Here is a 15,733-nt window from a genome sequence, read left to right as displayed (position 1 = left end):
GCATAGGGCTCCCCGAGGTACGCGTCCATCACTTCCGGCGCCGTTTTTCGCCACGTTGGCCACTTTTTCGCCAATTGGGAGAGGGGCCCTCACTTCACAGGGATGACGACGTTTGGGAGCGGTCCCAGACGGGGCGAATCGGACATCTGATCCACCCGTTCCTGTCGGTCGTCTCACCATTCGGACCTCGGCGTCCACCTTCGTAACGATTCGGTCACGCTAGACGGGACGGAAGCGGCGAAATGTTGCAGGGCTGTAAATAAACCCGGCACGCCCGCTCGGATTGAGGCACGTGGTGCTAGGAATTCATCCCACGGCCGCAGCGATACCTCGCAGGCCGTTGGACCTCAGGAAGGAAGTACCGATGCCGTACCCGTCCAACCTCCGTCGCGCGGCCTTCATGGCCGGCATCGCAGCATCCGCGCTCACCCTCGCGGCCTGCTCCGGCGGCGACTCCGAGTCCGACTCCAGCGCCCCCGCGGGCGAGGTCGAGACCGCCGAGTCGATCATCGTCGGCACCACCGACAAGATCACCACCATCGACCCCGCCGGCTCGTACGACAACGGCTCGTTCGCGGTGATGAACCAGGTGTACCCGTTCCTGCTCAACACGCCGTACGGCAGCCCCGACGTCGAGCCCGACATCGCGGAGTCCGCCGAGTTCACCGGCCCCACCGAGTACACCGTGGTCCTCAAGCCGGGCCTCACGTTCGCGAACGGCCACGACCTCACGTCCTCCGACGTGAAGTTCACCTTCGACCGCATGCTCTCGATCTTCGCGTCGGGCGCGGACGACGGCAACGGCCCCGGCTCGCTGCTGTACAACCTCGACTCGGTCGAGGCCGTGGACGACGTCACGGTCGTGTTCCACCTGAAGTCCGAGAACGACCAGGTGTTCCCGCAGATCCTGTCCTCGCCCGCCGGGCCGATCGTCGACGAGGAGGTCTTCGCCGCCGACGCGCTGACCCCGGACGCCGACATCGTCGCGGGCAACGCGTTCGCCGGTCAGTACGTCATCACCGACTACGACCAGAACAACCTCCTCAGCTACGAGGTCAACGCGGACTACCAGGGCCTCCTGGGCGCCGCGATCACGCCGATCGTGGACGTGAAGTACTACGCCGAGGAGTCGAACCTAAAGCTCGACATCCAGCAGGGCAACATCGACGTCGCGTTCCGCTCGCTGTCCGCGACCGACGTCGCCGACCTGCGCGAGGACGAGAACGTCAACGTCGTCGACGGCCCCGGCGGCGAGATCCGCTACATCGTCTTCAACTTCGACACCATGCCGTACGGCGCCACCACGGCCGAGGCCGACGAGGCGAAGTCGCTGGCCGTGCGCCAGGCGGTGGCGGACATCGTGGACCGTCAGGAGATCGCGGACCAGGTCTACCAGGGCACCTTCACCCCGCTGTACTCCTACGTCCCGGCGGGCCTCACCGGCGCCACCGAGTCGCTCAAGGAGCTCTACGGCGACGGCGCGGGCGCGCCCGACCTCGACAAGGCCGCGGCCACGCTCGAGGAGGCCGGCGTGGAGACCCCCGTCGCGCTCAGCCTGCAGTACAACCCGGACCACTACGGCTCGGGCTCGGCCGACGAGTACGCGCTGGTCAAGGACCAGCTCGAGGCCAGCGGCCTGTTCACCGTCGACCTCCAGTCGACCGAGTGGGTCCAGTACTCGAAGGACCGCACCTCGGACGTGTACCCGGCCTACCAGCTCGGCTGGTTCCCGGACTACTCGGACGCGGATAACTACCTCACGCCGTTCTTCCTCACGGAGAACTTCCTGGGCAACCACTACTCGAACCCCACCGTGGACGAGCTGATCCTCGCCCAGGCCACCACCGCCGACCCGGCGGAGCGCGCCGGGATCATCGAGGAGATCCAGGACACCGTGGCCGCGGACCTGTCCACCCTGCCGCTGCTGCAGGGCGCCCAGGTCGCGGTGACCGGCACCACGGTCACCGGCGCCGAGGACACCCTCGACGCTTCGTTCAAGTTCCGCTACGCGGCCCTCGCCAAGGGCTGAACCTCTCGGGCGTGGGGAGGGCCGTCCGGCCCTCCCCACGCCCCTGGGCGTTCCCTCGGGCCGCTCGCGGCCAGTCTGGACCTCGCATGACCACCACCTCGGACGCTCCCGCGGCCAGGGCGGGCGCACCCCGCGCCTGGGCGAAGAAGCCCGGCGGGTCGCTCGGACGCTACATCGCCGTCCGCGCCCTGCTCATCGTCCCCACCGTCTTCATCCTCGTCACCACCGTCTTCGTGCTGATGCGCCTCACGGGCGACCCGATCACCGCCGCTCAGGGCGGCCGGCTCCCCGCCGACCAGCTCGCCGAACGGATCCATGAGGCGGGCTACGACCGCCCCATCCTGGTGCAGTACCTCGACTACCTCGGCGGCGTGTTCAGCGGCGACTTCGGCACCACGCTGTCCGACCGGCGCGAGGTCACCGAGGTGATCGCCACGTTCGGCGCCGCGACGCTCGAGCTCGCGTTCTACGCGCTGATCGTCGCGTTCCTGGTGGGCATCCCGCTCGGCCGCCTCGCCGCGTTCCACCGCGACCGCTGGCCCGACGCGATCTTCCGCGTGGGCGGCATCCTCGCCTACGCGACGCCGGTGTTCTTCGCGGGACTGCTCCTCAAGCTGATCTTCTCCGTGTGGCTCGACGTCCTGCCCGTCGCGGGACGCGCGGACACCCGCACCGAGCTCACGCTGTCCCGCGGGGACGGCGCGACCGGCATCTACCTCATCGACGCCATCAGGACCGGCGACCCCGCGGTGCTCGGCAACGTCCTCCAGCACGCGATCCTGCCCGCCGTCACGCTCGGCCTGCTCACCGCCGGCGTGTTCCTGCGGGTGGTGCGCACCAACGTGATCTCGACGTTCGGTGCAGGCTACGTCGACGCGGCCCGCTCGCGCGGCGTCTCCGAGCGCCGCCTGCTGCGCAAGCACGCCTACCGGCCCGCGCTCATCCCCATCGTCACCGTGGTGGGCCTCCAGATCGCGCTGCTGCTCGGCGGCGCGGTCCTCACGGAGACCACCTTCGAGTGGAAGGGCCTGGGCTTCCAGCTGTCGCAGTACCTGCAGGCCCGCGACTTCGTGGCGGTCCAGGGCATCGTGGTGGTGCTCGCCGTGATCGTCGCCGTGACCAACTTCATCGTCGACATCATCGCGGCGCTCCTCGACCCGAGGGTGAGGTACTGACCATGACCACCCCCGCCACCGCATCGTCCCGCCGCCCGCTGTGGGCGCGCGTGCCCGTGGTCTCCCACCTGCGCCAGTCCGTGGGTCTGCAGCGCGGCATGCTGGTCGTGGGCCTCGTGCTCACGGGCCTGTTCCTGCTCACCGCGCTGCTCGCGCCCGTCCTCGCGCCCTACGGCTTCGCGCAGCTGCGCGGGCCCGACGGCGCGTTCGGCGCGACCCAGCCGCCGTCCGCCGAGCACCTGCTCGGCACCACCCAGGGCGGCTTCGACGTCCTGTCCCGCCTCATCTGGGGCTCCCGCACCGCGCTGCTCGTGATCGTGGTCGCGGTGGTCGCGTCGATCCTCATCGGCGTCGCGCTGGGCCTGGTCGCCGGGTACTTCGGCGGCTGGCTCGACCGGGTCCTCGTGGTGATCGCCGACGCGATCTACGCGTTCCCGTCGCTGCTGCTCGCGATCGTCCTCGCGATCGTCATCAGCGGCGGGCAGTCCTCGATGTGGGGCGGCATCCTCGCCGCGGCGCTGTCGATCACTGTGATCTTCATCCCGCAGTACCTGCGCGTCACGCGCGCCGAGGTGATCCGCGTCAAGTCCGAGGCGTTCGTCGAGTCCGCCCGCGTGGTGGGCGCGAGCCACGTCCGCATCATGACGCGCCACGTGCTGCGCAACTCGACCCGCACGCTGCCGCTCATCCTCACGCTCAACGCGTCCGAGGCGATCCTCACGCTCGCGGGCCTGGGCTTCCTGGGCTTCGGCATCGAGCCCACCGCCGCCGCCGAGTGGGGCTACGACCTCAACAAGGCCGTCGCCGACGTCTCCAGCGGCGTGTGGTGGACGGCCGTGTTCCCCGGCACCGCGATCGTGCTGGTGGTACTGGGCCTCACGCTCGTGGGCGAGAGCCTCAACGACCTGTCCGACCCGCGCCTGCGCAAGCGCGCCGCGGGAGAGGAGCCCGCGGAGGAGCTGCTCGACCCCGGCGTCGATCCCGCGCCCGCCGTCGTCTCGAAGGAGACCGTCGCATGACCGAGATCGTCGACATCCGCGACCTCGCGGTGACCTTCGCCACCGACCACGGCCCCGTCCGCGCCGTCGACGGCGTCTCGCTCGCCGTCCATCCGGGCGAGGTGCTCGCCGTGGTCGGCGAGTCCGGCTCCGGCAAGACCGTCACCGCGAAGTCCATCCTGGGCCTCCTGCCCGAGACCGCGACGGTCCGCGGCGCCGTGGTGGTCCGCGGGAGGGACGATGCGGCGGCCGGGGGCGGCGCGTCCGCCGGGGGCGGCGACGTGGTCCCCATGTCCGCGTCCCGGCTCCGTCAGCTGCGCGGCCGCGACGCCGCGATGGTGTTCCAGGAGCCCTCGACGTCGCTCAACCCCGTCTTCACCGTCGGGTGGCAGATCGCCGAGGGCCTGCGCGCGCACGGCAGGCTGTCCAAGCAGGAGGCGCGCGACAAGGCGATCGACATCATGCGCCGCGTCGGGATCCCCGACCCCGAGACGCGCGTCGACCACTACCCGCACCAGTTCTCGGGAGGCCAGAAGCAGCGCATCGTGATCGCGCAGGCGCTGGCGCTCGACCCCGGCGTGATCGTCGCCGACGAGCCGACCACCGCGCTCGACGTCACCGTGCAGGCCGAGATCCTCGACCTGCTGCGCCGCTGCCGCGACGAGTTCGGCGCCGCGATCGTCCTCATCACCCACAACATGGGCGTGGTCGCGGACCTGGCCGACCGCGTCGCGGTGATGTACCAGGGCAAGCTGGTCGAGCAGGCGCCGGTCCGCGAGCTGTTCGCGAACCCGCAGGAGCCGTACACGCGGCAGCTGCTCGCGGCGGTGCCGCGGATCGGCGAGGGCCTCGCCCGCGCCGAGGAGCGCGCCTCCCGTCGCCCGGCCGGCTGGGAGGACCAGGCGCCGGTGGTCGCGGCCCGCGACCTGCGCATCGTCTATCCGGGGCGCTTCCGACAGCCCGACTTCGTGGCCGTCGACGGGGTGTCCTTCGCGATCCGGCCCGGGGAGGTGCTGGGCCTGGTGGGCGAGTCCGGCTCGGGCAAGACCACGATCGGGCGCGCGATGGCGGGCCTCACGCGGGTCTCCGGCGGATCCTTCGAGGTGCTCGGCGTGGAGATGGCGGGCGCGCGCGAGCGCGACATCCGCCCCATCCGGCCGCGCATCGGGTTCGTGTTCCAGGACCCGGCGACCAGCTTCAACCCGCTGCTCACCATCGCGCAGTGCGTGGCGGAGCCGCTGGTGGTGAACGGGCGCTTCGGGTCCGCGGAGGACGCCCGGGCGCGCGTCGACGAGCTGCTCGAGGCGGTCCAGCTGCCCGCCTCGTACGGCGACCGCTACCCGCATGAGCTGTCGGGCGGCCAGCGTCAGCGCGCCTCGCTCGCGCGGGCGCTCGCGCTCGACCCCGAGCTGCTCATCGCCGACGAGCCGACCTCCGCGCTCGACGTCTCCGTCCAGGCGCGCGTGCTCGACCTGTTCGACGAGCTCCACCGCGAGCTGGGCTTCGCGGCGCTGTTCATCAGCCACGACCTCGCGGTGGTGGACATGCTCGCGGACCGGATCGCGGTGCTGCACCGCGGGCGGCTGGTGGAGGAGGGGACGGGTGCTGAGGTGCTCGGGGCGCCTTCGGATGCGTATACGCAGCGGCTGCTCGCGTCCCTGCCGGTGCCGGACCCGGTGGAGCAGGCGGAGCGGCGGGCGCAGTGGGAGGCGTTGAGGGGCTGAGGTGCGGGGCGGGGTGCAGGATCGCGCCGTGCAGCCCTCGCGCCACCGTCGCGCCACCCTCGCGCTGCGGGACACTCACCGTGCTTTCTTGTCGGGCTGTGCTTCGGGCGGGACATGCGGCCCGGGGCGGCTGTCCCGCAGCGCGCATCGAAGCCCGAGAAAGCGCGGTGGCCGTCCCGCGGGGCGCGCGGGCCACCACGGCGCCCGCGGTCAGGTAACCGTGATCGTCAGCACCATCCCGAGCGCGCGGTGGTTGCCCACCGAGCAGTAAAGCGTGTAGCTCCCCGGCTCGAGGTCGACCGTGAAGCGGTCCGTCTCGCCGGGCCCGATCACCGCGGTTGCGCCGCCGGGATCGCCGTCGAGCACCAGGTCGTGGGACATCTCGCCGTCGTTGGTGAGCTCGAACGTGATCGAGCCCGCGTCGATCTCCGTCGCGGAGGCGGTGTAGCCGTACTCGACCGCGCTCACCTCGACCACGGTCGCGTCCGCCGGTTGGGGCGACGTGACCGACGGGGCGTCGGTGTCCGAGCCGCCGCAGCCCGCGAGGGCGAGCGCGACCGCCGCCACCACCGCCGCGCCCCGGAGCGCCCGGGTCGTCGCACCGCGCATGAGGACCTCCCCTCATGTCACGTTACGCCGGGCGCCCCGCCCGCGCAGGGGCGGGCAGCGGAGGAGTGGGCAGCGCAGGGGCGGGCGGCGCAGGGGGCGCGGGCCGGGATCAGTCCGCGCGCCCGGCCTCCAGCCCGCCGCGGATCGCCTCCATGACCGTCGGGTCCGCGAGCGTGGTGACGTCGCCGGTCGGACGGTTCTCCGCGACGTCGCGCAGCAGGCGGCGCATGATCTTGCCGGACCGCGTCTTGGGCACCTCCGACACCACCAGGATGGTGCGCGGCTTCGCGAGCGAACCGATCTGCCGGCGCACGTGCTCGCGCAGCGCGGCGGCCACCTCGGACCCCTCGGACGGGACCCCATGGGCATCCTCGCGCACGATCACGAACGCGACCACCGCCTGCCCGGTCACCTCGTCCGAGGCGCCCACCACGGCCGCCTCCGCGACCCACGGGTGCGACACCAGCGAGTGCTCGATCTCGGTGGTGGTGAGGCGGTGGCCGGACACGTTCATGACGTCGTCGACGCGGCCGAGCAGCCACAGGTCGCCGTCGACGTCCTTCTTGGCACCGTCGCCCGCGAAGTACATCCCGTCGAAGTGGTTCCAGTAGGTGGAGACGTACCGGTGGCGGTTGCCCCAGATGCCCCGCAGCATCGAGGGCCAGGGTTCCGTGATGACCAGGTACCCGCCCTCGCCGTTCGCGACCGGACGCCCCGCATCGTCCACCACGTCGATCGACACACCCGGCATCGGGGTCATCGCGGACCCCGGCTTGGTGGCCGTGACGCCCGGCAGCGGGGAGATCATGATCGACCCGGTCTCGGTCTGCCACCACGTGTCCACGATCGGGCAGCGGTCCCCGCCGATCACCCGGCGGTACCACATCCATGCCTCCGGGTTGATGGGTTCGCCCACCGAGCCGAGCAGCCGCAGCGAGCTGAGGTCGTACTGGTGGGGGATCGCCTCGCCCCACTTCATGAAGGTGCGGATCGCGGTGGGTGCCGTGTACAGGATGGTGACCTTGTACTCCTCGACGATCTCCCACCAGCGCCCCTCGTGCGGGGTGTTGGGGGTGCCCTCGTAGAGCACCTGCGTCGCGCCGTTGATCATCGGCCCGTACACGATGTACGAGTGCCCGGTGATCCAGCCCACGTCCGCGGTGCACCAGTAGACGTCGGTCTCGGGCTTGAGGTCGAACACCAGCCGGTGCGACTGCGCCGCGCCGGTGAGGTAGCCGCCGGTCGAGTGCCACAGGCCCTTCGGGGTGCCCGTGGTGCCGGACGTGTAGAGGATGAACAGCGGATGCTCGGCCTCGACCCAGACCGGTTCGTGCGAGGCCGGCTGCGGGTCGACCACGTCATGCCACCAGACGTCACGGCCCTCGGTCCACGCGGTCTCCTGCCCGGTGCGCCTCACCACGAGGACGTGCTCCACCGAGGCCGCCGGTCCCTGCTCGGGGTGCCCGGCCAGCGCATCGTCCACCAGAGGCTTGAGCGCAAGGTGCGCGCCGCGGCGGTTGCCGCCGTCGGCCGTGATGACCAGCTTGGCCTCCGCGTCGTCGATCCGCTGGCGCAGGCTGTCCGCGCTGAAGCCGCCGAACACCACCGAGTGGATCGCGCCCACGCGTGCGCACGCGAGCATCGCGACTACGGCCTCGGGGATCTGCGGGAGGTAGATCGCGACGCGGTCGCCCTTGCCGACGCCCAGGCTCGCAAGGCCGTTCGCGGCCTGCTGGACGCGCGCGTGGATGTCGGCGTAGGTGAGGGTCTGGGTGTCGCCGGGCTCGCCGACGAAGTGGAAGGCGATCCGGTCCCCGCGGCCCTCGCGGACGTGCCGGTCGACGGCGTTGTCGCACGCGTTGAGCGTGCCGTCGTGGAACCAGCGCGCGACGGGCGCGTCGGACCAGTCGAGGATCTCGGTGAAGGGGACCTTCCAGGCGAGCCGCTGGGCGGCCTCGCGCCAGTACTCCAGCCGGTCGACGCCGGCCTTCTTGTACTCGTACGCGGTCGCGTTCGCGTGCGCGGCGAAGCTCGCGAGGGGCCGGAAGGACCGGGTCTCGGTGTGCAGGTTCTCGAGGGTATGGGCGACGTTGTCCATGCGCGCCACCCTAGGACCAAGGTCCCAGGGCTGGGAAGGCTTTGTTAGACGGCCTGGTATTCGATCGGTTGCGCGTGTCGCAAGGGACGATGCGCCGGTTTCCCCGCGCGCTCGCGTCCAGTCCGTGCGAGCCTGGGGCGATGAGCGCAGAAGGCTTCGACTACCGGACCCGCACCAACGGCGAGGTGCACATCTTCCACCACGGGAAGCTCGCGAAGATGCTCAAGGACGAGCCCGCGCAGTCCTTCCTGTCCTCCGTCAAGGACGGCGACGCACAAGCGGTCATGGCCGCCGCGGTGGGCAACGACGGGCAGGGCGGCGGGGTCCACGGATCCGCGCAGGGACCGGGTGCGCACCTGCACGGCAACGGCTCCGCGCACTCGCCTCAGCAGTTCCGCCGCAAGTCCGGCTGAGGCGGGCGCCGCTACTCGACCGTGAACTCGGCAGCGAGGGAGAACGCCACCGCCGGCGGCACGTCCGCGATGTACTCGACCGGGACGTCGCGCTCGAGCACCTCGGCGAGCACGTCCTCGGGGACATCGCAGCTGCGCTGGAGCAGGTTGCCGTCCGCGTCGACCTGGTCGGTGCAGTGCTCCTGCACGCGCGGGTCGTCGTAGAGGTCGGTGTAGCCGGCGTTGTACTGGAGGCCCGAGAGCCCGGTGATGCCCTCCTCGGCGAGCACGCGCGCGCTCGCGGCGGGCGCGCCCAGGATGATCGGCGACCACTGGTACACGCGGTAGGTCCCCGCGGGCAGCGACTCGTGGGCGGCGTAGAACTCGGCCGCCTCGGCCTGCTTCGCGGCGATCTGCTCCTCGGTCGCGGTGGACCAGTCGAAGCCCTGCCAGATGGCGTTGAGCTCGTCCGAGACGTCGCACAGCAGCGCCGCTGTGATCGACAGGTTGTTCTGCGTGAGCGTGGTCTCGCCCGGCGTCGCGACAAAGTACTCCGGGACGAACTCGCCGCCCCAGTCCGGGGTGACCACCACATCGTCCCTGGTCACGATCACGTTGCCCTCGGACGCGAGGAAGCCCAGGCCGGCCGTCTCGGTGGTGTAGCCGGGGATGACGGTGACGGTGTCGACGCCGTCGACCTCGCTCAGCGACGCGTCGACCACGGGCAGCACGCCGTTCGCGTCGGCGCCGTCGGGCGTCCACGTCTCGCCGCACGCGGGCGGGTCGAACAGGTCGTTGCCGGACGCGACCACCTCGGACAGGCGGAACGTCAGCGGCACCGTCTCCCCGCTGGCCGTCTCGGACGTGACCGGGTTCGGCAGCGGGGTGCCCGCGACCTGCGACGCCTTCCACGCCTTCACGCCGAACCATCCGGCGGCGGCGGAGCCCACCGCGATGATCAGCGCGGCGAGGGCGAGAAGGATCTTGCGCAAGTGACGTCCTCGAGAAGGGTGTGCTCAGCCCACCGGCGACGCGAGGGGGCTGTGGCGAGGATACGTCATCGAAGGGACGATTCGGACTCGCCTCGCCCGCGTGCGCGGGCCCGATTCGGCCTCGTGTGACGTACTGCACACGAGGCGGGTTTCAGGACGATGCGGCGGTCGCCGTCGCGGTCGGCGTGGGGCTGTCCGCAGGGTCGCCGTCGCCGTCGCGGGCGTTGTCCCACAGGTAGCCGGCGCCGAAGCCTAGTGCGAGCCCGAGCACGCCCACGAGCGCCGCGACCAGAGCCTTGTTCATCGTTGTCTTCCCCCCGCCGTGACACGACCTCCGCGCCTCGGCGAGAACACACTAACGCAGTCACGGGCGCCCGAAATCGGGTCAGATGTCCTGGTCCGAGCCCTGTCCGCGGCGCGCGGCGAGCGAGATGATCCACACGGCCGCGACGGCGGCCAGCGCGATCGAGGCGACGATCGCCGGGCGTGTGCCGGCGGGGGAACGCAGCCCCACGGGCTTGCGGAACACCAGGACGCCCCAGCCGTGACGGCGCGCGGCACGGCGCATCGCGCGGTCGGGGTTGACCGCGAAGCCGTGGCCCACCTCGTCGAGCATGGGGGCGTCGGTGATGGAGTCCGAGTAGGCGTAGCTGGTGGGGAGGTCGTAGCCCAGCCGGTCGGCGAGCTCGCGGATCGCCTCCGCCTTCGCGGGACCGTACGCGTAGAACGAGATCTCCCCGGTGAAGCGGCCGTCCTCGACCTCCATGCGCGACGCGACCACGGCGTCCGCGCCCAGCAGCCGCGCGATCGGCTCGACCACCTGCAGCGCGGACGCGCTCACGATCACCACGTCGCGCCCGTTGGCCTGGTGGCGCCGGATGAGGTCGAGCGCCTCCTGGTAGACGATCGGGTCGATGTGCTCGTGCAGCGTCTCCGCCACGATCTCGTCGACCTGGGCGACGTCCCAGCCCGCGATGAGCTCGCTGAGCGCGTCGCGCAGGCGTGACGTCTGACGCTCGTCCGCGCCGCCCACCTCGAACAGGAACTGCGCGAACGCGGTGCGCAGCGCCTTGGAGCGCGTGAGCAGCCCGCCCTCGAAGAACGAGCGCGAGAACGCCATGGACGAGGACCTCGCGATGATGGTCTTGTCCAGGTCGAAGAACGCCGCGCTCTGCCGCGGACCCGCTGCCGCCATGACGTCAGCGTAGCCGCCGCCCCCGACATCCCCGCCCGGCCCCGCGCGGTGCCGATGTCCCCGGGACCGGGCGACCCGCGCATCGTCCACAGGCGCGCCGCCGGGCCTGGCGCGCGGCCCCGGTCGCGGCGACGCTCGTGGGGTGACCGACCTCCCTGCGGGACCCCTCGCGCCCCTGCTCGCGCTGCCCGGCGTGACGGACGTCATGATGCAGGCGCCCGGCGTCGCCTGGGTGGACCGCGGGCGCGGGATCGAGCGCCATGCCGTCGACCTCGCGACGGCGGAGGACGTGCGCGCGCTCGCGGTCGCCCTGGCTGCCTCGGCTGGCAGGCGGTTGGACGATGCCGCGCCCACCGTCGACGCCCGGCTCGCCGACGGCACGCGGCTCCATGCGGTCCTGCCCCCGATCGCGGACGGGTGCGCCGCGATCTCCCTGCGGCGGATCCGCGCGACGCCGTTCGCGCTCGAGGACCTGGTCGCGGGCGGGATGCTGTCGCACGATCTGGCAGAGATGCTCGCCGCCCTGGTGCGCGCCCGCGTGCCGCTGCTGGTGTCCGGCGGGACGGGCGCGGGCAAGACCACGCTGCTCGCCTCTCTGCTGACGGCCGCGGATCCGGGCGAGAGGATCGTGCTGGTGGAGGAGGCGGGCGAGCTCGCGCTCGGGCACCCGCACGTGGTGCGGCTGGTCGAGCGGCGTCCCAACGTCGAGGGCGCGGGCGGCGTGCCGCTCGAGCGGCTGGTGCGGGAGGCGCTGCGGATGCGGCCCGACCGGATCGTGCTCGGGGAGTGCCGCGGCGCGGAGCTGCGGGAGGTCCTCGCGGCCGCCAACACGGGTCATCGCGGCGCGCTCACCACCGTGCACGCGAACTCGGCGCGCGACGTGCCCGCGCGGCTGGAGGCGCTCGCGGTGCTCGCCGGGATGTCGCCGGCCCAGCTGGCGGCGCAGGCCGCGGCGGCGTTCGCGGTGGTGGTGCACGTCGAGCGTGCGGCGGCGGGACGGCGGGTGCGGGAGGTCGCACGGCTCAGGGCCGACTCTGGCAGCCTCGCGACGGTCACCGCGATCGAGCGCGACGACGCCGGCGAGCGGTACGGGCCCGCGTGGCCCGGGCTGCGCGCGCTCGCGGAGGGGGTGGCGGCGTGAGCGAGGGGTGGGACCAGTCGCTCCCGCGGGTGGTGGGGCTGCTGCGCGCGGGCCTGCCCGCCGGCGAGGCATGGGCGCGCGCCGGGGTTCAGGTGCCCGCGCGGCCGGCGGGCACGCTGGAGCGGGCCGTCGCGGCCGCGGACGCCCTCGCGCTGCGCACCGGGGCGCCGCTGGCCTCGATGCTGCTTGCCATCGCGGAGGCCGCCGCCGACGCGCGCGAGGCGGACGCGCTGCGCCGCGCGGCCCTCGCCGGACCCCGGCTGAGCGCGCGGGTGCTGATGTGGCTGCCGCTCGCCGGCCTCGCGCTCGGCGCGCTCGTCGACCCGCGCACCATCCGCGTCCTCGCGTTGACGCCGCTCGGATGGGCGCTGCTCGCGATCGGGGGCTCGCTCACGTGGGCCGGCCGCGCATGGACCGTGCGGATCGTGACGCGCGCCGGCGCCGCCGGAGGGGAGGCCGATGCGGTGGTCGCCGGAGCGGCCCTGGTCGCCGCGGCCTTGGAGGCGGGGGCGTCAGTGCCGGGCGCTCTCCGGGCGGTCGGGGAGGCGCTCGAGGAGCCGGGCCTCGCGGCGCTCGCGGACGGGATGGAGGGCGCGGACCCGCCGTGGGACGGCGTCGCGCGCGCCGTGCTGCCGGCGGTGAGCGCCGGGGCGAGCCCGGCGGCGTCGCTCGAGGCGGTGTCCCGGGCGGCCGCGCGACGGGCGCGCACCGAGGCCGCCGTCGCGGCCGGGGAGCTGGGCGTCCGGGTCGCGTTGCCGCTCGCGCTGTGCCTGCTGCCGGCGTTCCTCGCGGTGGGGCTCGCGCCGCTGCTGGTCGCCGTCGTGGGCGGCAGCGTGCTGGCGGGCGGAGCGCCCTGAGCGGTCAGCCGGCCGCCGGCGGGGCGGGGGGCGCGGGGGGCGCGGCGGATCCCGCGGCCGCGTGCGCCGGCTCCTCGTGGACCAGCATGTGCGGCGCGCGCGTGAGCACCAGCCACACGGGCAGCACCGCGATGGACAGGACGGGCAGCACGGTGATCGAGCCGGAGATGAGCACGCCGGCGAACAGCGCGAGCCAGCCGTCGCGGCCCACCGCGAACACCACGCCGAGCACGCCGGCCGCGACCGCGAGGGTGATCGGCACGTCGGGCACCAGCGCGTGGGCGAACAGGCCGAGCGCCACGCCCGTGAACATGGCGGGGAAGATGCGGCCGCCGCGGAAGCCCGCGGCGCCGGAGACCACGATCGCGACCAGCTTCACCAGCACGATGAGCGCGAGGCCGGCGACCGAGTAGTCCTGCCAGGTCGCGAGGATCTCGGCCGTCTGGTCGGCGCCCTTGCCGGTGGTGATCTGACCGCCGATCAGCACCAGCACCGCGAGGAGCGCGCCGCCCGCGGTGACGTACAGCATCGGGTGACCCAGGCGGCGGAACATGCGGTGCGCGGGCGTGAACGCTGCGGCGGCGGCCGCGCCCAGTGCCGCGCCGGCCACGCCGATGACGGAGGCGGAGAGCAGGTCGATCCACTGCACCGAGTAGTCGGGCAGGCCCATGTCCCACGACGCGCCGCCGAGCAGGTGGTAGACCGCCGCGCCCGCGCCGGCCGCGACCAGCGGGGCGAACAGCCTGTCCCACAGCTGGCCCGGCGCGGACCCGCCGAGCACGCCGGTGAGCACCAGCGCCGCCGCGACCGGGGTGCCGAGCATCGCGCCCAGCATCGCCGCCGTCGAGATCATGAGGATGAGCGGCACCGGCACCTGCGGGAGGAACCTCCGGTAGGCGATCACGGTGAGGCCTGTCGCGATCATGATGATCGGCCCCTCCGGGCCCAGGCTGACGCCGCCCGCGAGTCCCAGGATGAGCGCGACCGCGACGCCGGGGAGCGTGCGTAGCGGCAGGGGCGGCGAGACCAGCTCGACCGTCGCGGTGTCGTGGCCGCCGTGTCCCGGAGCCTTCCACAGCGTGAGGCCCACGAGCGCGCCCGTGAGGATGAGGATGAGCGCGGCCCACCAGCGTGCCTCGCCGTCGACGCCGAGCGCGTCGGGCAGCCACTCCCACCACACGTGGTGCAGCTGGTGCGCGATCGCGTCGACGCCGAACAGCACCAGCGCGGACCCGACGCCCACGATCGCCGCGGGGACGGCGGACTTCGCCAGCAGCGCGGGGCTGGGGCTCTGCGCGACGTCGTTCATGGTCCCCCTCGAAGCGTGTGCCAGGGCGTTGACCGCCCTCCGCACACTCTAGGCCGCGCGGGTGCGCGGCCGATGTCCACGGGCCCTCGCGTCCCCGTCCCTCCCCACAGATCCGGGGGGCGGCCTGGCCGCCGCGCCCGGTTCTGCGGAGCGTGGAGAGCACCGGAGAAGGGAGTGGGAATGAAGAGGGATCTGCACAACGACGAGGGGATGGCCACGGTCGAGTACGCGCTCGTGACGGTGGCCGCGGCGGGCTTCGCCGGCCTCCTCGTGGTGATCCTCAAGTCGGACGAGGTGCGCGGGCTGCTCATGGGCATCCTGCGCGGGGCGCTCGGCACATGAGGGCGCGCGGCGATCGCGGGTCCGTGACGGTCGAGCTCGCGCTCGCCCTCCCGGCCGCGGTCGCCGTGCTCGCCGCGACGCTCTCCGCCGTCCAAGCGGCGGCGGTCGGGGTCGCGGTGCCCGCCGCCGCGGTGGCCGGGGCGCGGGAGGCGGTGATCGCGGGTGACGAGGCCGGGATCGCGGCGGCGACCCGCGCCGCCGGCTCCGGCGCAGCGGTGGGCGTCGGGCGGGCGGACGGCTGGGTCGAGGTGACGGTGACGGTGGATCGGGGGTGGCCATGGGGCGCGACGTCCGCGAGCGCGGCCCTGCCCGCGCAGGGGTGACGATGCGCGGGCCGGGTGGCGACACCGGCGCGGGCTCGGTGGTGGCGATCGGGGTCGCGCTGGCGGCGTTGGTCGCGGTGCTCGCGCTCGCGGTGGCGGCCGGCGCGGTGGCGTCTCACGCCCGGGCTCAGGCGGCCGCGGACGTCGCGGCGCTCGCCGGCGCCGTCGAGGCGCGCGGGGCGCTGGCACGCGCGTCGCCCGTCGACGTCGCTGCGGCGTGCACGGTGGCGCGAGTCGCGGCGGTCCGGGCCGGGGGTGCGCTCGTCGCGTGCGGCGCGGACGCGCGCGGCGACGTGACGGTGACCGTGGAGGTCGAGGGGAGGAGCGCCTCCGCGAGAGCCGGGAGGGAGGTGCCGGCGGCGGCCCGAGCTGAGGGGGGTCGGACCGCCGCCGACTTTTTCCTGAGAGCGGACGGCTGAGGGATCGTGCCGCTGTCAGGAAATCTATCCGCGACCGCCGGTGGCGAACGCGTAAGCCGATTCAATACGTCTTATCGGCATGATTTCCATAACAGCGTGGCGCGTGTTGGGGTGCTTGTGCGTGATTTGT

General features: G+C 73.0%; 16 protein-coding genes. 10 read left to right on the top strand and 6 right to left on the bottom strand.

Annotated elements, in window-relative coordinates; translation table 11 throughout:
• The first annotated feature begins 364 nt into the window (after positions 1 to 364).
• The 4 genes from AOM05_RS10180 (at position 365) to AOM05_RS10165 (ending at position 5,926) form a co-directional block, all read left to right on the top strand.
• Positions 365 to 2,029: an ABC transporter substrate-binding protein gene (locus AOM05_RS10180; RefSeq protein WP_062521863.1), complete on the top strand. Its 1,665-nt coding sequence runs from the start codon at positions 365 to 367 to the stop codon at positions 2,027 to 2,029.
• 86 nt (positions 2,030 to 2,115) lie between these two features.
• Positions 2,116 to 3,204 carry an ABC transporter permease gene (locus AOM05_RS10175; protein WP_062521861.1) on the top strand — a complete coding sequence of 363 codons (1,089 nt, stop codon included), beginning with the start codon at positions 2,116 to 2,118 and terminating at the stop codon, positions 3,202 to 3,204.
• 2 nt (positions 3,205 to 3,206) lie between these two features.
• Positions 3,207 to 4,223 carry an ABC transporter permease gene (locus AOM05_RS10170; protein ID WP_062521859.1) on the top strand — a complete coding sequence of 339 codons (1,017 nt, stop codon included), beginning with the start codon at positions 3,207 to 3,209 and terminating at the stop codon, positions 4,221 to 4,223.
• Positions 4,220 to 5,926 (top strand): dipeptide ABC transporter ATP-binding protein, encoded by a 1,707-nt coding sequence (locus AOM05_RS10165; RefSeq protein WP_062521858.1) that lies wholly within the window; start codon positions 4,220 to 4,222, stop codon positions 5,924 to 5,926. The genes AOM05_RS10170 and AOM05_RS10165 overlap by 4 nt, the downstream gene beginning before the upstream one ends.
• 210 nt (positions 5,927 to 6,136) lie before the next feature.
• On the opposite strand, the gene AOM05_RS10160 is transcribed toward AOM05_RS10165, so the two are convergent.
• Positions 6,137 to 6,535, bottom strand: coding sequence for a cupredoxin domain-containing protein (locus AOM05_RS10160; RefSeq protein ID WP_062521855.1), 399 nt, complete (start codon positions 6,533 to 6,535; stop codon positions 6,137 to 6,139).
• 109 nt (positions 6,536 to 6,644) lie between these two features.
• Positions 6,645 to 8,633, bottom strand: coding sequence for an acetate--CoA ligase (acs, locus tag AOM05_RS10155; RefSeq protein WP_062521853.1), 1,989 nt, complete (start codon positions 8,631 to 8,633; stop codon positions 6,645 to 6,647).
• A 140-nt stretch (positions 8,634 to 8,773) separates the two neighbouring features.
• Here acs and AOM05_RS10150 point away from each other — a divergent pair, with 140 nt between their 5' ends.
• On the top strand, positions 8,774 to 9,046 hold the full coding sequence (locus AOM05_RS10150; protein ID WP_062521851.1) for a hypothetical protein: 273 nt from the start codon (positions 8,774 to 8,776) through the stop codon (positions 9,044 to 9,046).
• A gap of 11 nt (positions 9,047 to 9,057) precedes the next feature.
• Here the strand turns inward: AOM05_RS10150 and AOM05_RS10145 are convergent, their stop codons facing one another.
• The 3 genes from AOM05_RS10145 to AOM05_RS10140 form a co-directional block, all read right to left on the bottom strand.
• The gene (locus AOM05_RS10145) at positions 9,058 to 10,017 is read right to left on the bottom strand and encodes a hypothetical protein (RefSeq protein ID WP_062521848.1); all 960 of its coding nucleotides are present in this window, start codon (positions 10,015 to 10,017) and stop codon (positions 9,058 to 9,060) included.
• A gap of 151 nt (positions 10,018 to 10,168) precedes the next feature.
• On the bottom strand, positions 10,169 to 10,321 hold the full coding sequence (locus AOM05_RS14280) for a hypothetical protein (protein ID WP_156165151.1): 153 nt from the start codon (positions 10,319 to 10,321) through the stop codon (positions 10,169 to 10,171).
• Between the two features lie 81 nt (positions 10,322 to 10,402).
• A complete protein-coding gene (locus AOM05_RS10140) occupies positions 10,403 to 11,212 on the bottom strand; it encodes an HAD family hydrolase (RefSeq protein ID WP_062521846.1) in 810 nt (269 codons plus the stop codon).
• Between the two features lie 142 nt (positions 11,213 to 11,354).
• Here AOM05_RS10140 and AOM05_RS10135 point away from each other — a divergent pair, with 142 nt between their 5' ends.
• Together AOM05_RS10135 and AOM05_RS10130 are read left to right on the top strand one after the other, a co-directional pair.
• Positions 11,355 to 12,353: a TadA family conjugal transfer-associated ATPase gene (locus tag AOM05_RS10135; protein WP_062521844.1), complete on the top strand. Its 999-nt coding sequence runs from the start codon at positions 11,355 to 11,357 to the stop codon at positions 12,351 to 12,353.
• On the top strand, positions 12,350 to 13,210 hold the full coding sequence (locus AOM05_RS10130) for a hypothetical protein (protein ID WP_062521842.1): 861 nt from the start codon (positions 12,350 to 12,352) through the stop codon (positions 13,208 to 13,210). The genes AOM05_RS10135 and AOM05_RS10130 overlap by 4 nt, the downstream gene beginning before the upstream one ends.
• Positions 13,211 to 13,214: 4 nt before the next feature.
• On the opposite strand, the gene AOM05_RS10125 is transcribed toward AOM05_RS10130, so the two are convergent.
• Positions 13,215 to 14,519 (bottom strand): ion channel protein, encoded by a 1,305-nt coding sequence (locus tag AOM05_RS10125; protein ID WP_082097442.1) that lies wholly within the window; start codon positions 14,517 to 14,519, stop codon positions 13,215 to 13,217.
• Positions 14,520 to 14,699: 180 nt separating this feature from the next.
• Between AOM05_RS10125 and AOM05_RS14620 the strand changes: the two genes are divergently transcribed.
• The 3 genes from AOM05_RS14620 to AOM05_RS10115 are packed head-to-tail and all read left to right on the top strand — an operon-like array spanning position 14,700 to position 15,603.
• Complete coding sequence (locus AOM05_RS14620) at positions 14,700 to 14,861, top strand: DUF4244 domain-containing protein (RefSeq protein WP_228373260.1); 162 nt, start codon at positions 14,700 to 14,702, stop codon at positions 14,859 to 14,861.
• Positions 14,862 to 14,884: 23 nt separating this feature from the next.
• Positions 14,885 to 15,184, top strand: a complete 300-nt coding sequence (locus AOM05_RS10120) for a hypothetical protein (protein WP_062521840.1) — start codon at positions 14,885 to 14,887, stop codon at positions 15,182 to 15,184.
• 2 nt (positions 15,185 to 15,186) lie between these two features.
• A complete protein-coding gene (locus AOM05_RS10115) occupies positions 15,187 to 15,603 on the top strand; it encodes a TadE-like protein (protein ID WP_156165150.1) in 417 nt (138 codons plus the stop codon).
• Positions 15,604 to 15,733: the final 130 nt, after the last annotated feature.

The sequence above is a fragment of the Demequina silvatica genome (assembly GCF_000971215.1).
GTDB classification, from domain to species: Bacteria; Actinomycetota; Actinomycetes; order Actinomycetales; family Demequinaceae; genus Demequina; species Demequina silvatica.
The sequence above is the reverse complement of the archived record's forward strand: the minus strand, read 5'-3'. Positions and strand labels throughout refer to the sequence as shown.

Excerpts from the sequence above, each read along its gene's own strand:
- AOM05_RS10160 (WP_062521855.1), bottom strand. The coding sequence starts at position 6,535 with ATGCGCGGTGCGACGACCCGGGCGCTCCGGGGCGCGGCGGTGGTGGCG.
- AOM05_RS10150 (WP_062521851.1), top strand. The coding sequence starts at position 8,774 with ATGAGCGCAGAAGGCTTCGACTACCGGACCCGCACCAACGGCGAGGTG.
- AOM05_RS10140 (WP_062521846.1), bottom strand. The coding sequence starts at position 11,212 with ATGGCGGCAGCGGGTCCGCGGCAGAGCGCGGCGTTCTTCGACCTGGAC.
- AOM05_RS10180 (WP_062521863.1), top strand. The coding sequence starts at position 365 with ATGCCGTACCCGTCCAACCTCCGTCGCGCGGCCTTCATGGCCGGCATC.
- AOM05_RS14280 (WP_156165151.1), bottom strand. The coding sequence starts at position 10,321 with ATGAACAAGGCTCTGGTCGCGGCGCTCGTGGGCGTGCTCGGGCTCGCA.
- AOM05_RS10165 (WP_062521858.1), top strand. The coding sequence starts at position 4,220 with ATGACCGAGATCGTCGACATCCGCGACCTCGCGGTGACCTTCGCCACC.
- AOM05_RS14620 (WP_228373260.1), top strand. The coding sequence starts at position 14,700 with ATGAAGAGGGATCTGCACAACGACGAGGGGATGGCCACGGTCGAGTAC.
- AOM05_RS10115 (WP_156165150.1), top strand. The coding sequence starts at position 15,187 with ATGCGCGGGCCGGGTGGCGACACCGGCGCGGGCTCGGTGGTGGCGATC.
- AOM05_RS10125 (WP_082097442.1), bottom strand. The coding sequence starts at position 14,519 with ATGAACGACGTCGCGCAGAGCCCCAGCCCCGCGCTGCTGGCGAAGTCC.
- AOM05_RS10170 (WP_062521859.1), top strand. The coding sequence starts at position 3,207 with ATGACCACCCCCGCCACCGCATCGTCCCGCCGCCCGCTGTGGGCGCGC.
- acs (WP_062521853.1), bottom strand. The coding sequence starts at position 8,633 with ATGGACAACGTCGCCCATACCCTCGAGAACCTGCACACCGAGACCCGG.
- AOM05_RS10175 (WP_062521861.1), top strand. The coding sequence starts at position 2,116 with ATGACCACCACCTCGGACGCTCCCGCGGCCAGGGCGGGCGCACCCCGC.